The sequence below is a fragment of the Shinella sp. GW835-FHT14H05 genome, from assembly GCF_058793575.1.
In genome coordinates, this window is record NZ_JBXAFY010000014.1 from 19,474 (window position 1) to 32,573 (window position 13,100).

General features: G+C 60.9%; 14 protein-coding genes. 2 read left to right on the top strand and 12 right to left on the bottom strand.

What is annotated here, in order from left to right; all coding sequences use genetic code 11:
• Nucleotides 1-153: 153 nt before the first annotated feature.
• From trbI to traI, 12 genes are read right to left on the bottom strand one after another with little or no spacing between them, the layout of a single operon-like run.
• On the bottom strand, nt 154-1,458 hold the full coding sequence (gene trbI / locus AC1Q6Z_RS28230) for an IncP-type conjugal transfer protein TrbI (RefSeq protein ID WP_306041398.1): 1,305 nt from the start codon (nt 1,456-1,458) through the stop codon (nt 154-156).
• A 10-nt stretch (nt 1,459-1,468) separates the two neighbouring features.
• On the bottom strand, nt 1,469-1,906 hold the full coding sequence (gene trbH, locus AC1Q6Z_RS28235; protein ID WP_306041396.1) for a conjugal transfer protein TrbH: 438 nt from the start codon (nt 1,904-1,906) through the stop codon (nt 1,469-1,471).
• Between the two features lie 3 nt (nt 1,907-1,909).
• Nucleotides 1,910-2,722, bottom strand: coding sequence for a P-type conjugative transfer protein TrbG (gene trbG, locus AC1Q6Z_RS28240; RefSeq protein WP_306041393.1), 813 nt, complete (start codon nt 2,720-2,722; stop codon nt 1,910-1,912).
• 16 nt (nt 2,723-2,738) lie between these two features.
• Nucleotides 2,739-3,401 carry a conjugal transfer protein TrbF gene (locus AC1Q6Z_RS28245; protein WP_306041391.1) on the bottom strand — a complete coding sequence of 221 codons (663 nt, stop codon included), beginning with the start codon at nt 3,399-3,401 and terminating at the stop codon, nt 2,739-2,741.
• A 17-nt stretch (nt 3,402-3,418) separates the two neighbouring features.
• Entirely contained in the window at nt 3,419-4,600 is a 1,182-nt protein-coding gene (gene trbL / locus AC1Q6Z_RS28250; RefSeq protein ID WP_306041389.1) for a P-type conjugative transfer protein TrbL, read from the bottom strand.
• A complete protein-coding gene (trbK, locus tag AC1Q6Z_RS28255) occupies nt 4,594-4,800 on the bottom strand; it encodes an entry exclusion protein TrbK (RefSeq protein ID WP_492649961.1) in 207 nt (68 codons plus the stop codon). The genes trbL and trbK overlap by 7 nt, the downstream gene beginning before the upstream one ends.
• Nucleotides 4,797-5,600 (bottom strand): P-type conjugative transfer protein TrbJ, encoded by an 804-nt coding sequence (trbJ, locus tag AC1Q6Z_RS28260; protein WP_306041385.1) that lies wholly within the window; start codon nt 5,598-5,600, stop codon nt 4,797-4,799. Before trbJ ends, trbK begins: the two co-directional genes overlap by 4 nt.
• Complete coding sequence (locus AC1Q6Z_RS28265) at nt 5,572-8,025, bottom strand: conjugal transfer protein TrbE (protein WP_306041383.1); 2,454 nt, start codon at nt 8,023-8,025, stop codon at nt 5,572-5,574. The genes trbJ and AC1Q6Z_RS28265 overlap by 29 nt, the downstream gene beginning before the upstream one ends.
• A gap of 10 nt (nt 8,026-8,035) precedes the next feature.
• A complete protein-coding gene (locus AC1Q6Z_RS28270; protein ID WP_306041381.1) occupies nt 8,036-8,335 on the bottom strand; it encodes a conjugal transfer protein TrbD in 300 nt (99 codons plus the stop codon).
• A complete protein-coding gene (locus AC1Q6Z_RS28275) occupies nt 8,328-8,714 on the bottom strand; it encodes a TrbC/VirB2 family protein (RefSeq protein ID WP_306041379.1) in 387 nt (128 codons plus the stop codon). The genes AC1Q6Z_RS28270 and AC1Q6Z_RS28275 overlap by 8 nt, the downstream gene beginning before the upstream one ends.
• Nucleotides 8,704-9,675, bottom strand: coding sequence for a P-type conjugative transfer ATPase TrbB (gene trbB, locus AC1Q6Z_RS28280; protein ID WP_306041377.1), 972 nt, complete (start codon nt 9,673-9,675; stop codon nt 8,704-8,706). Before trbB ends, AC1Q6Z_RS28275 begins: the two co-directional genes overlap by 11 nt.
• 3 nt (nt 9,676-9,678) lie before the next feature.
• A complete protein-coding gene (gene traI / locus AC1Q6Z_RS28285) occupies nt 9,679-10,305 on the bottom strand; it encodes an acyl-homoserine-lactone synthase (RefSeq protein WP_306041375.1) in 627 nt (208 codons plus the stop codon).
• A gap of 370 nt (nt 10,306-10,675) precedes the next feature.
• On the opposite strand from traI, the gene repA reads away from it, so the two are divergent.
• Both repA and repB read left to right on the top strand, forming a co-directional pair.
• On the top strand, nt 10,676-11,872 hold the full coding sequence (gene repA, locus AC1Q6Z_RS28290) for a plasmid partitioning protein RepA (RefSeq protein ID WP_306041373.1): 1,197 nt from the start codon (nt 10,676-10,678) through the stop codon (nt 11,870-11,872).
• Nucleotides 11,873-11,991: 119 nt separating this feature from the next.
• Nucleotides 11,992-12,945 carry a plasmid partitioning protein RepB gene (repB, locus tag AC1Q6Z_RS28295; protein WP_306041371.1) on the top strand — a complete coding sequence of 318 codons (954 nt, stop codon included), beginning with the start codon at nt 11,992-11,994 and terminating at the stop codon, nt 12,943-12,945.
• Nucleotides 12,946-13,100: the final 155 nt, after the last annotated feature.

A 13,100-nucleotide genomic window follows, 5' to 3' on the forward strand; every position in this document is an offset into this window, starting at 1 on the left:
CGCGCGAATCGCGATTAGAAAATGCTGCATCAACTTGAGGGCGCTAAAAATCGATAGGCGAAAAAAGATGACATTTCCATGACACTTTCGTCGCGGCAGCGTTGAAGGTTACGCAAACCTCACGAACTGTATGGAATGTGTGCAGTTTTCGTACTATCGCGACGCGTAAGCGCCGGGGAAGATAATGTCCTGGTCGACGAGGACGTTGAACTTATAGCCGGGACGGATGCGGATCGTCGGCTGCACGTTGAGGTTCTTCGAAATCGTCTGCTCCGCCACGCGGCCGAAGGATTCCGCGAAGTTGCGCCTTGCAGCATCTGATGCGGTGTCCTGCGTCGCGAGCGTCGAACTCTCTGGCAAAGACATATCGATCCCGGTCCCGATGATCGCGACGAGCGCGGCCGAGCCGAATGTTCTCAAGAGGTGGCGATCCACTTTGTCCTTGAACCCGCCATAGCCTTCCGCGTCCGTGCCGGCCATGCCGCCGATTTGCAGCGTCGAGCCGTTTGGGAAGATCAGGTCCGTCCACACGACGAGAACGCGGCTTTGGCCAAAGGAAACCTTCGAGTCGTAGCGCCCGAACAGCTTGGCGCCCTGCGGAATGAGAAGCCGGTAGCCTGTAGCGCTGTCATAGACATTCTGGCTGACCTGCGCGGTGATGCGTCCGGGTAGGTCGGAATTCAGGCCGGTGATCAGCGTCGCGGGAATGACTGAGCCGCGTTTCAGCTCGTAGGGCGAGAATTGTGGGACGACGCGGTTGGGCAAATAGCCAAGATCCTTGATGTCCTGATTGAAGAAATCTTCCTTCGAGGTCTGGCCGTTCTGATCCACGTTCTGCCCAAGCAGCCCGGACTTCATCGCCGCCGCGTAGAGGTCGGACGTGCCGTTCGGCGCAGTGGCCAGCCGCTGCCCATTTGTTGTGGCCGTATCGGTGCTGGTGCGTCCGAGATCGGAGATGTCGACCTTCACCGGCGAGTCCAGCGCACCGGCGCGGGCCTGCAAGCGCGCCATATTCTGGCGATGCTTCTCACGGATATATTGCTCTTCCTGCTCGCGCTCCAGGCGCGCCAGCCACTCCTCCCTCGATTCCAGCTTTGGCCGATGCTCTTCCCGTTCGGTCCGGCGCGGCAACTCCGCAGGAACGTTTTTCTCCTCCGCCTGGCGTTCGGCCGCAGGCGTTGGCTGGAAAACCTCGCGCTGTTCGGGCTCGCCGATAATCCCGTCGGATACGCCTTGCTTGAGCTTGTCGCCATAGGTCGAGGCCGATGTGTTCGAGGCGCTGTCGAGATCGTTGTTGCGCCCGAAGGGCAGGCCGCGCCAGGAAAGCCCGATCACCACCACGCCAATGAACAGCACGATGAAGATGATCGCCGCGATGATCGGCAGCCGATTGAGACGACGCATGCCCTTTTGGTCGTCGTCCTGGGTGGCCGTTCCGAGCTGAAGCGACTGAACCATGATTTTCTCCTCAGTTCCGCTGCATGATCGAAAGCGGGCTCGCCGGCGTGGCGCCGCCCGGAGTCGCGGTGTAGGCGCGGCCGAGCGCGATCGTCGGCGTGGACAGGCGGGCGAGCACCTGTCCGTCCATGCTGTCGATCCCGTATTCGAGTTTGATGGGTTTTGTACCCTTCTCGACCTTGCCGTCGGTAACGACGGAGAAACCCCAGCCCTTCAACGCCGCCTCGAGCGCGATGGCGAATTCGGACGTGCCCTTGTCCATCTTGAGCGTCGTGCCTCCGGCCGGCCCGATCTGCTCGGCAAGGCGGCTCGCCATATCGCCGGCGATGGCGCTGGCGGCGGGACCGGAGATGACGGCCGGCGCCGAGTTGGTTGAGAAGCCGTCGTCGGCCGTCTGGCAGGCGGAGAGCAGGCCGGCGGCGAGAATGAGGGGAAGCAATCGCCGCATCGTTTATCCTCCCCGCCGGATGGTGATCTTCTGCTGACGCCAGCCGACCCCGGAAACGAGGATCGCCCTATCGACCGCGTAGTCGACAATCATCATGTCGTTCTTCATTCTATAGTTGACGATCCGGTTCTGGCCGCCGCTGACGACGAACAGCACCGGCGCGTCCTGCCCACCGATCGAACGGGGGAACTGGATGTAGGTCTTCGTGCCGTCCGAATAGACCCGCTTCGGTTTCCATGCCGCGCTGCCGGTGACGGAATAGGAGAAGTTCAGCTTGTCGGGCGCGGTGCCAGGGATGCCGCCCGTCTCCAGCCGAGCGTTGATGTCCGCAAGCTTCGTGGAGACGTCCTCCGGATACTCAAAACCGACACGGGCCATGTACTGGCTCGGATGGGACTTGAGCTGGATGTGATAGGTCCGCCGCGACGTCGTGATGACCATCGAGGTGACAAGCCCGGCTTCGGAAGGCTTCACGATTAGGTGGATCGCCTGTCCCCCGGCTGCGCCCGAGGTGGCTGGCTCGACTTTCCACCGCACAGTGTCGCCCACAAGGACGTCGCGCACGATCTCGCCACCTTGCAATTCGATGTCGCAGACCTGAAGCGGGGAGCAGACGACCGACGGCTGGGTTTCCCCATAGAGGAAAATGACCTTGCCATCCGCGCCCTTGGCGACGAGACCGGGCGTTCCGCGCCATTTGCCCGAAATGTTCGTTCCCCTCACCTCGTTCGTCGTCATGTTTTGTGCGAGTGCGCCGGAGGCGAAGACGAGTGCGGCCATGCAGCTGGCGGCCGCGATCGATCCTGTTCTGTGCATTTGATGTTCCCTGCCCTTAAAGCTGTGCTGTCCAGTCGAAGTCGCGGACGTAGAGACCGATGGGGTTGAGCCGGATGGTCGACTCGTCCTGGGGCGCCGTCAGCGAGACCGTGGCAATGCCGCGGAAACGCCGTGTTCCGGTTTCCTTGCCCTTCCGGTCGCGCTCATATTCGGTCCAGTCGACCTGATAGGTCTGGTTGGAGAGCGCCACGATGTTGTTGACTTCGATGGCGACCGTCGATGTCTTCGCCTTCTCGAAAGGCGAGTTTCCCCGGAACCAGGAATTGATTTTCTGGGTCGACGGATCGGATGTCCGAAGCAGCGCATAGGTCCGGTCGATATATTGCTTCTGAACGACGGCATCCGGCGTGATCGAGCGGAAGCTGGTCACGAAGTTGCCGAGCGTCGCGCGCACGACACGGGCATCGGCATATTCGATCTGCTCGGGGAAGCCGACCGTGACGGAGGTGCCGAGCTTGTCGACCTCGACGATATAGGGCACCAGCTTGACCTGGGTGCTCAGATACATGGCATAGCTGAAGCCGATCACCGCCATGGTCAGGCCGAGGATGCCGACGATGCGCCAGGCCCGCGCCGACTGGACGTAGGAGCCGTATCGCTCGGACCATTCCTGGCGCGCGGCGAGATAAGGGTTTTCGGGGGCGCGATCTGCTGCCATCGATCAATCTCTTCTTCTTATGGTTTGTCGTTGCGTTCGGGCAGCGGTTTGGTGCCGCTGCCGCCGCTGCGTTTCTCGTCGAGCTTGGCGTTCGCAAGGCCGAGGATCGAGCCGGCATAGGCGCCGGGCGAGCCGATCGCCTTTTCCTTTGCGGCCGAGCCGGCAGCTTTCGCGCCCGAGCCGATACCGGCGCCGACGCCACGGGCTGCTGCGCCGGCGATGGACGAGCCGGCGGCGCGGGCGGCCTGGGCCGCCGCAAAGCCTGCGCCAGCCGCGCCGGCTGCGAGGAACCCTGCACCGGCGGCGAAGGACGCGGCCTGGCCTCCGTGGCGGATGGTTTCCATTCCACCCGTCACCGAGGCGCCCTGCACCACGCCCTGCATGATGTTCGGCACGTACATTGCGATGATGAAGACCACGACCGAGATTCCCGCGATCGCGAGCGTCGTGATGAACTGATCGCTCTCGGCGGTTGGCGCTTGCGCCAATCCGATGAGAACCTCCGAGCCGATGCGGGAGATCATCACCAGCGCCATCAGCTTCATCCCTACCCCGAAGGCGTAGACGAGATAGCGAATGGCGAAGTCCTTCGTGAACGATGACCCGCCAAGACCCAGCATGATCATGCCGGCGAGCAGGCCGACATACATTTCCACCATGACGCTGACGAAGATCGCCGCCACCAGCGAGAAGCAGATGACGACGATGCCCATCGCAAGCACGGCCGCGATCGCGAGCGCATTGTCCTCGAAGACACCGAACTGCGCTTGCTGCGACATCTGCGATGCGACCCGGATGCCGGCGTCGAACACTTCCGCCGGCGAGGCCGAGCCGCCGCCGGAGCCGATCTGGAAAAGGCTGTCCACAACAGCGCGCGCGAACGTCGGTCCCTGATCGAGAACGAAAGCGAAGAAGCCGATGAACATGATCCGGCGGACCAGTTCGGCAAACCAGCTGTCGAGTGACGCCGCCTGGATCGCGAGCCACACCGCGGCGATGCCGATCTCGATTCCGGCCAAGATCCAGAACAGGGATCGCGCCGCATCCATGATTGTGGTCTCCCACCCCTTCGCGGCCGAGGAGACCTGGTTTTCCAGTTCGGTCAGCACCTGGCCCTGTTGTGCAAAGGCCGGCGCGGCAAGCGCAACGCACAACAGGGCCGTGATGACGGCTGTGCGCTCAAGATCGGTTCTCACCATCGCGGACGCATCTCCTGCCCCTTTTCGATCGGCTGCAATTCCTTGCCCGAGCCGAAGAATTTTTCGCGCGCGGCTCGCTGTTCCTCGGACATTACCGGCTTGCTCGTGCCGTCGGTCTTGAGGATGAGGACCGTGGCCGCGACCGACAGGGCCGCGGCGGCCACCACAGCGCCGATGAATATGACAAGGGACCGGTTCACCAGCGCGGCTCCATCTTTTGACCTTCGGGAATGGACTTGACCTCGGCGTTGAAGAAGCGGTCGCGCCGAACCTGCGCGAGATCCTTGTCGGACTGCTCGGTCTGGAGCCAGGTGCCCATCATCGTCATCTGCTGGGAGACGAGGCCACGCAGCTTCTGCATCTGGTCGACCTGCTGCGCCGCGATCTGATGGCCGACCTGCAGGGCCTTCATCTGGCCGTCGGCGCTCTCGGACATGCCGCGCAGCTCCTTCATCGTACTTTCTTCGCTGTCGAACTGGTCCGCAGTGAGGCTGGCAGCGCTTAGGGTGCCGGCGATGGTGCCGCGGTTCGTGTCAGACCACTTCTGGTAGGCCGTGGAAAAGCTCTCCTTGTTCGGCAGATTGTCCTTCAGATCGGCATAGCTCTTGAAGCGCTGCTGGAGCACGTCGTCGGCATTGCCCATCGAGAAGGCGATGCCCTCCCCCTGCCTGACGACATCGCGAAGCTGTCCGAGATCCTGCTCCACCTGCCCCCAGATATGATCCGGAAGTCGCGCGGTGTTCTGCAGCATGTTGTCGTACATCTTCAACTGGTTCTGGATCTGCTCGGCGAGCTGGCTGATCTGCGTCAGCTGGTTTTCGACCTGCACGCCCGAGCTTTCGAGCAATTTGATCAGCTCCGCGTTGTTGGCGAGCTGGGTCAACTCCGTCGCCTCGCCGGTGGCCGCGCCCGAAAGCGCCGGTGAGGCCGTGCCGAAGGCGACTGCGGCGACGACGAGCGCGCGTGCGAGCCTACGTTTTGCTGGGGACGTCGATGGCATCGGAAACTCCTCTCGATTGAAGCCAATGGGCCGGCCATTCCTGGCCATGCTCGGATTTCAGGGCGCGGATGCGCTTCAGGTCTTCCTTGCCGGAGGCGCCGACGAAACTCAGCGCGACAGGTCCGAGCGACATGTCGAAAAGCCTGCGACCGTCCGGGGTGGCGACGTAATATTCGCGCTTCGGGATGGCGGTGGAGACGATTTCGATCTGCCGTTCATTGAACCCGATCCGCTCGTAGAATTCCCGCGTGCCCGGCTCGCGCGCCGCGCCGTTCGGCAGGCAGATCTTGGTTGGGCAGGATTCCTTCAGCACATCGATGATGCCGGAACGCTCCGCGTCCGATATCGACTGTGTTGCCAGAACCACGGCGCAGTTGGCCTTGCGCAGCACCTTGAGCCATTCGCGGATCTTCGACCGGAAGACCGGATGGCCGAGCATCAACCATGCTTCGTCTAGAACAATGAGGCTCGGCGCGCCATCGAGACGCTTCTCGATGCGGCGGAAGAGATAGGTCAGCACCGGAACCAGGCTGCGCTCGCCCATGTTCATCAGCTGCTCGATCTCGAAGCACTGGAACCCGCCGAGCGTTAGCCCGTCCCGCTCGGCATCGAGGAGTTGCCCCATTGGTCCGTCCACCGTGTAGTGGTGCAGCGCGTCCTTGATCTCCCGCATCTGTACGCCCGATACGAAGTCGGAGAGCGAGCGGCCGGGAGCGTTGGCCATCAGCCCGATCTGCCGCGAAATCGCGTTGCGGTGGTCCGGCGTGATCGTCACGCCCTGCAGGGCGACGAGCGTTTCGATCCATTCGCTTGCCCAGGCCCGGTCCCCGTCCGTCGCGAGGTCCGAGAGCGGGCAGAACGCGAGCGTCCTCCCCTCCTCCGCGTCGCCGCCGATCTCGTAATGATCGCCGCCGGCGGCAAGCGTCAGCGGATAGAGCGAATTGCCCTTGTCGAATGCGAAGATCTGCGCGCGCTCGTAGCGGCGGAATTGCGCTGCGATCAGCGCGAGCAGGGTCGACTTGCCGGAACCCGTTGGGCCGAAGATCAGGGTATGACCGACGTCGTCGACATGCAGGTTCAGGCGGAACGGCGTGGAACCGCTGGCGACCTGCATCAGCGGCGGCGAGCTTTCCGGATAGAACGGGCAAGGCGCCACCGGGCTTCCGGACCAGACCGAGTTGAGTGGGACGAGGTCCGCGAGATTGCTGGTATTGATCAGCGGCTCGCGAACATTGCAAAACCAGTTTCCCGGCAGGCTCCCGAGATAGGCGTCGGTGGCGTTCAGGCCCTCGATGCGGGCGCCGAAGCCCTCGGCCTGCACGAGACGGCGGATCGCTTCTGCCTTCTCCTGAAGCGCTTCGCGATCATGATCGAAGAGGATCACGACCGGCGTATAGTAGCCGTAGGCGACGAGCTGGGACGATGCCTGGGCAATCGCGTCCTCCGTCTCGGCCACCATGGTCAGTGCATCCTGGTCGACCGACCGGCTTTGCGTCTGAAACAGCTGGTCGAAGAACGGACGGACCTTCTGCTGCCACTTCTTCCTGGTTCGCTCGAGCTTTTGGCGCGCTTCCTCTGCATCGAGGAAAATGAAACGCGACGACCAGCGATAGGTCAGCGGCATCAGGTCAAGGCTGTTGAGGATGCCCGGCCAGCTCTCGGCCGGCAGGCCGTCGATCGCGACGACGCCGAGAAATCTATTCTCCACTTTCGGTGTCAGGCCGTGCTGAAGCTCGGCGGTCGCGATCCAGTCGAGATACATCGGCACGTCCGGCAAGCGGATCGGGTGGTTCTCGCCGGTGACGCAGAACCGCACGAACTGGAGCAATTCGTCATATCGCGCGACGCGCTCCCCTCCCCGCTCGACGGTCTCGCGCGTCTCCATGCGCCGGATCGAGAGCGTATTGCCGAGATACTGTTCGATTTCGCGAACGGCGTTCTTGAAGATGAAGAGAACCGTGTCCGCATAGGATTTCTTTCGGCTCTCTTCATCCGAATAGACGTATTTGCTGAGCGCGCTCTTCTTCGATTCGAGCGGACGATAGGTCAGCACGAGTGCATGGCGGCTCTCGAAATGCCCTTGCTCCCGCTCGAAATGTGCCCGGCGTTCTGCATCGATGGCGCGGGTGACGGGATCCGGGAAGAAGCAGCGGGTCTGCGACGGGTAGTCGACAGTCGGAATGCGAACGGCCTCCACCTGGATCATCCAGCCCGTGCCGAGCCGCGACAGGATGGCGTTGATCTGGCGGGACAGTTCGTTGCGTTCGAGGTCCGTCGCGCTTTCGGCGTCCGGTCCTGCAAAGTACCAGCCGGCCATGAGGCTGCCGTCCTTCAGGAGGAGCACCCCATTGTCGACGAGGCCGGCGTAGGGAACGAGATCCGCGAAGGATGGACCGGTGGCGCGGAATCGGCGGAGAGCGACCATCATCTCCTCCCTAGTACCGGCGCCAGGGCGAGGTCGTCGCCTTGTAGGTGTGCCTGTAGGAGACGTGGCGGATATAGACCTTCCGCATCATCGGGTCAGCCTTGGCCATCATGCGCAGGATGCCGACGATGACGACCCAGACGGCGATGCCGAACAGCGCCGAGTAGACCGTCAGGACGACGAAAATCAGAATGACGGCCGCGAGCCCGGTGATCAGCACCAGCTCCCGGTCCGCACCCATCAGAAGGTTCGGCCGGGACAGGGCGCGATGAATGCGGTTGCGCTGCAGGCCGGAAAGGGACTCAGCCATGAGCCCCCTCCCCTCCCCCGGAAACCGGGCTCACGTCCAATTGGGCCTCGATTGGTCCGATCGAGGCACCGGTCGCTCCGAATAGGCCGACGATTTGTGTCGCGCCGAGGAGAAGTCCGGCAACGAGGACGACGTAGACCAGCCGCCGCGCGAAGTCGTTCAACTCGCCGCCGAAGATCAGCATGCCTCCGGCGATGGCGACCGCGGCGAGCGCGATATAGCCGGCCACCGGACCGGTAATCGATTCCTGAATCTGTTCGAGCGGTCCCTCCCAGGGCAGGCCACCGCCGCCGGAGCCGGCAAGTGCCGGCGTAGCGAGCACGATCGCGCCGATTGCGATGAAGCAGCCAAGGGTAATGGGTTTCCGGTTACGCTGCATCGCGCTCTTCCTCTGCATATGGTTCGGTGTGGTATTGGCCGCCGGCAAAGCGGCTGACATGAAGGATTTCCGTCACGCGTCTGCCTTTCGGGACGCGCTCGATGAAGATGATGAGGTCGACCGCATCGCCTATGACGGCCTGCATCGGCTGCTGGCTGGCTTCGGCCGTCAGCTGTTCCAGGCGTTGCAGAGCCGAGCGCGCCGAATTTGCGTGTATCGTGGCGATGCCGCCCGGATGTCCGGTATTCCAGGCTTTCAGGAGCGTGAGCGCAGCTCCGTCACGCACCTCGCCGACGATGATGCGATCTGGCCGGAGGCGCATTGTGCTCTTGAGCAAGCGCGACATATCGACGGTATCGCTGGTGTGCAGGCACACGGCGTTCACCGCGGCGCATTGAATCTCGGCCGTGTCTTCGAGAATGACGAGCCGATCTTCGGGCGCATGCTCGACGATTTCCGCAAGGATCGCGTTCGTCAGCGTCGTCTTGCCCGAGCCGGTTCCGCCCGCCACCACGATGTTGAGCTTTGACTCGACGGCATTTCGGATCACCGACGCCTGCATCGGCGTCATGGTCTTCGACCGGATGTAGCCATCCAGTGGGATGAGCTGCGATGCACGCCGGCGGATGGTGAAGGATGGTCCCGCTACCACGGGCGGCAGCAGCCCCTCGAAACGATGCCCACCGATAGGAAGCTCGCCCGAGACGATAGGGTTGTCCTCGTCCACTTCCGACTTCAGGACATGTGCAACACTCCCGATGACCGTCTCGGCAGCAGCGCGCGTCATCTCGCCGGCGGCGGCGATGCCGTGGCCGAGGCGCTCGATGAAGAGCTTTCCGTCCGGGTTGAGCATGATTTCGACGACACTCGGATCATCGAGGGCGATGCAGAGATGGTCTCCGAGCGCGTTTTCCAGCTTGGAGATCAGGCGCGGAAGCGAATGGTGCTGATGGGACGTCATCGATCAAGCCGCCTTCTTACCGAGGGCGGGGATCGCCGAGTGATAACCGGCAGGGCGCAAACGCTTGAAGCTCACGGCATCGGCGGGGAGGATCCCGGCGACGCTGCGCGTCTCGTTGATCATGCTCGGATCGCCGAGACGCTGCATCGGCCAGCCGGCACGTTTCAGGATGCGCTCGAAGCGCACGTCCGTCGCGGTAGCGATCTCGTTGTAGCCGTTTGCCATGCACCACTCGACGATGCCGGCGAACATAGTGAGCGTCGCGACATGCAGAGAGCCGTCGACCCTCCCCTCCTCGCATTCGGTGTCGACGCAGAACCGGGAACTTTCGATCATCCGGGGATGAGCGGGGAGCTGGCCACGTCGAAGGAGCTGAGGAAAGACGGCACCCAGCATCGTCGTGCCGACGGCGGGCAGGAGACGCGCGCAGCCTATGACCGAATCGCTGTTGGAGAGCGTGATGATGTAGGTCGGCGCCAGATCATCGAACTCGTCATATTCTCGGCCGTCGGTGCATCGGACGTTCCAAGACAGGCGGCCTTGGAAAATGCGCGCCCTGAGACGGTGCATGTCGTCGAGAATCCTCATTTCTGAGGCAGTTCGGGCCTTCGCAATTGCAGTGACTCGCATCGAACAAATCTCCCTGGCGTTTGAGACGCAGGGTGGTTTGCTGCCAATCGGCGCGGCGATCTACTCGCAGAAGTGTTAGTGGTGATTCTGTGTGAATTGCCGGCGAGCGTGACCTGAATGGGTGCCCGATGGTCCGAGATTACTAACAAAAGTGTTAGTAGAGTCACTTGGGCGCGTTTTTGCCCAGCGTAGCTAACTCATGGAGATACAATCGGAAATCGCTCTCGGACGGCCTTCTTTCGTCGATTCCGCTCAACCTCGTTAACCTTTTGTTAACCTAAAAAATCTTGCCAAGATGGGTGGAATCGGGTGTTCTATGCACGGTTAAATGCCGTGTTTACGAAAATATCCGTGTGTACGTGAGGAAGTCGTGGAAAATCCCGTCGAGCTTCAAAAGGCGATTCATAAACTGATTGGATCTCATGCGCGAGATCTCTCAGCTCGCCTTCATGAGCATCGTCTCAAACTCTATCCGCCCGAGGCGCGAAAAAGTCTCCGCTCGTTCTCTTCGACCGAAGCGGCGAAACTGATAGGTGTGCACGATGCCTATCTTCGGCATCTATCTCTCGACGGTAAAGGACCACAGCCTGATATGGGCGCAGGAGGTAGGCGCTCCTATACGGTCGACACGATTCAGGCTCTTCGCGAATATCTCGAAGCGAACGGGAAAAATGATCGGCGCTATTCTCCCCGGAGATCCGGGCGAGAGCACCTTCAAGTCATCGCAACAGTCAATTTTAAGGGCGGCAGCGGAAAAACCACGACCTCCGCGCATCTCGCTCAGTACCTCGCACTTAAGGGATATCGCGTACTCGCGATTGATCTCGATCCGCAGGCAAGTCTTTCAGCTCTCCATGGTTATCAGCCCGAGTTCGATGTTCAGGAGAACGAGACACTGTATGGCGCTGTGCGCTACGACGCTGGCCGAGTGCCTTTGCGCGATGTAATCAAGAAGACCTATTTCACAAATCTCGATCTGGTTCCCGGAAACCTCGAGCTGATGGACTTCGAGCACGACACCGCCAAGGTGTTGGGGTCCAACAACCGTGAGAACATATTTTTTACGCGCATGGATGATGCAATCTCCAGCGTGGCTGATGACTATGACGTGGTCGTAGTGGACTGCCCTCCCCAGCTTGGCTTTCTCACGATCTCGGCGTTGTGCGCCGCGACTGCGGTGTTGGTTACTGTCCATCCTCAGATGCTCGACGTCATGTCGATGTGCCAGTTCCTCTTGATGACGTCAGAATTGCTCTCGGTAGTCGCAGACGCGGGCGGTAGTATGTCGTACGATTGGATGCGGTATCTCGTGACGCGCTATGAGCCAGGAGACGGGCCGCAGAATCAGATGGTTTCGTTCATGCGAACTATGTTCGGGGAGCATGTCCTGAACCATCCGATGTTAAAGAGCACCGCGATTTCAGACGCCGGTATCTCGAAGCAGACAATGTATGAGGTCAGCCGCGATCAGTTTCACAGAAACACCTATGACAGGGCCATGGAATCACTCGATTCCGTCAACGGTGAGATTGCGGATCTGATCGAAGCTGCATGGGGACGTAAATGATTGATTCCTACGACCTTTTTGGAAGAATTGGTCTGGAGTTGCCGGCCGGCAACTCTTGTCAGCCCTACAGTTGGAGGAGCCGTATGCGACCTGCAAAAGGTCGAGGGGCGGAGGCGTAAGTGGCTAGAAAACATCATCTTTCTGACCTCGTTGGGGCTAAGTTGCCGGACGGCAACTCGCATGATGGGGCAGTGCAGGAGGCGGCGCTCCCTGCGTTTTCTTCGCGAGGCGCTATAGGAGCAGTGTCTCGATCAATTTCCGCTCTAAAGTCTCAGGCATTGATGGACCTTGATCCTGATTTGATCGACGAGCCGAAGGTCGTCGACCGATTGGAGGAGGATCCCGCAGACTTTGAGGAATTCGCGCGGCAGATCAAAGAGCAGGGGCAGCAGGTTCCAATCCTCGTCCGCCCTCACCCCGACATCGAGGGCCGATATCAAATTGCGTACGGTCGACGCAGGCGTCGAGCCTGTAAGGCGGCCGGTATTCTCGTTAAGGCGGCGGTAAAGCCGCTTACAGACGATGAGCTTGTTCGTGCACAGGGACAGGAGAACACCGGGCGGCGTGATCTCTCCTTTATCGAGAGAGCGCTCTACGCCGCGGAGCTTGAAGCGAATGGCTACGGCCGAGAGACGATTATGGCGGCGCTCGGAATCGATAAGACGGGCCTCTCGAAGCTGATTTCAGCCGCTCAGTCAGTTCCAGCCGATATTATTCGATCGATAGGGCCTTCACCGAAGGCTGGCAGAGATCGGTGGCTTAAGTTCGCCGATCGCCTCGCATCAAAGGGTGCGTTGGAGAGTATCTTTGTTGAAGTCGGGAAATCTGACTTCAAGACGCTCCCTTCGGACGACCGCTTTGTGCTGCTGTTTAATGTCGTCGCGCCACAGAAGGCCGCGAAGAGTCGAGCTTCAATCTGGAAAGCTGAAGATGGCTCACGGCCGCTTCGGTATAAGGAAGATGCCAAAACGTTCACACTCGTTCTCGACAAGAAGACCGCGCCTGACTTCGGAGCATTTTTGTTGAAGTCAATGCCGGACATCTATGCCGAGTTCAAACGGTCTAAAGAATAAGCGAGAAAGTTCAGAAGGAGCAACAGCGCAAAGAAAAAGCCCTCCGAAACAGCGTTCCGAAAGGCTCTCTCTCAGTTTGGTCACTAAGAGAATCGCATTTCCTGGAATCGCCGTCAAGAGTCAACGTCGTTTACGGCGACGCATTTTCTTTGCCT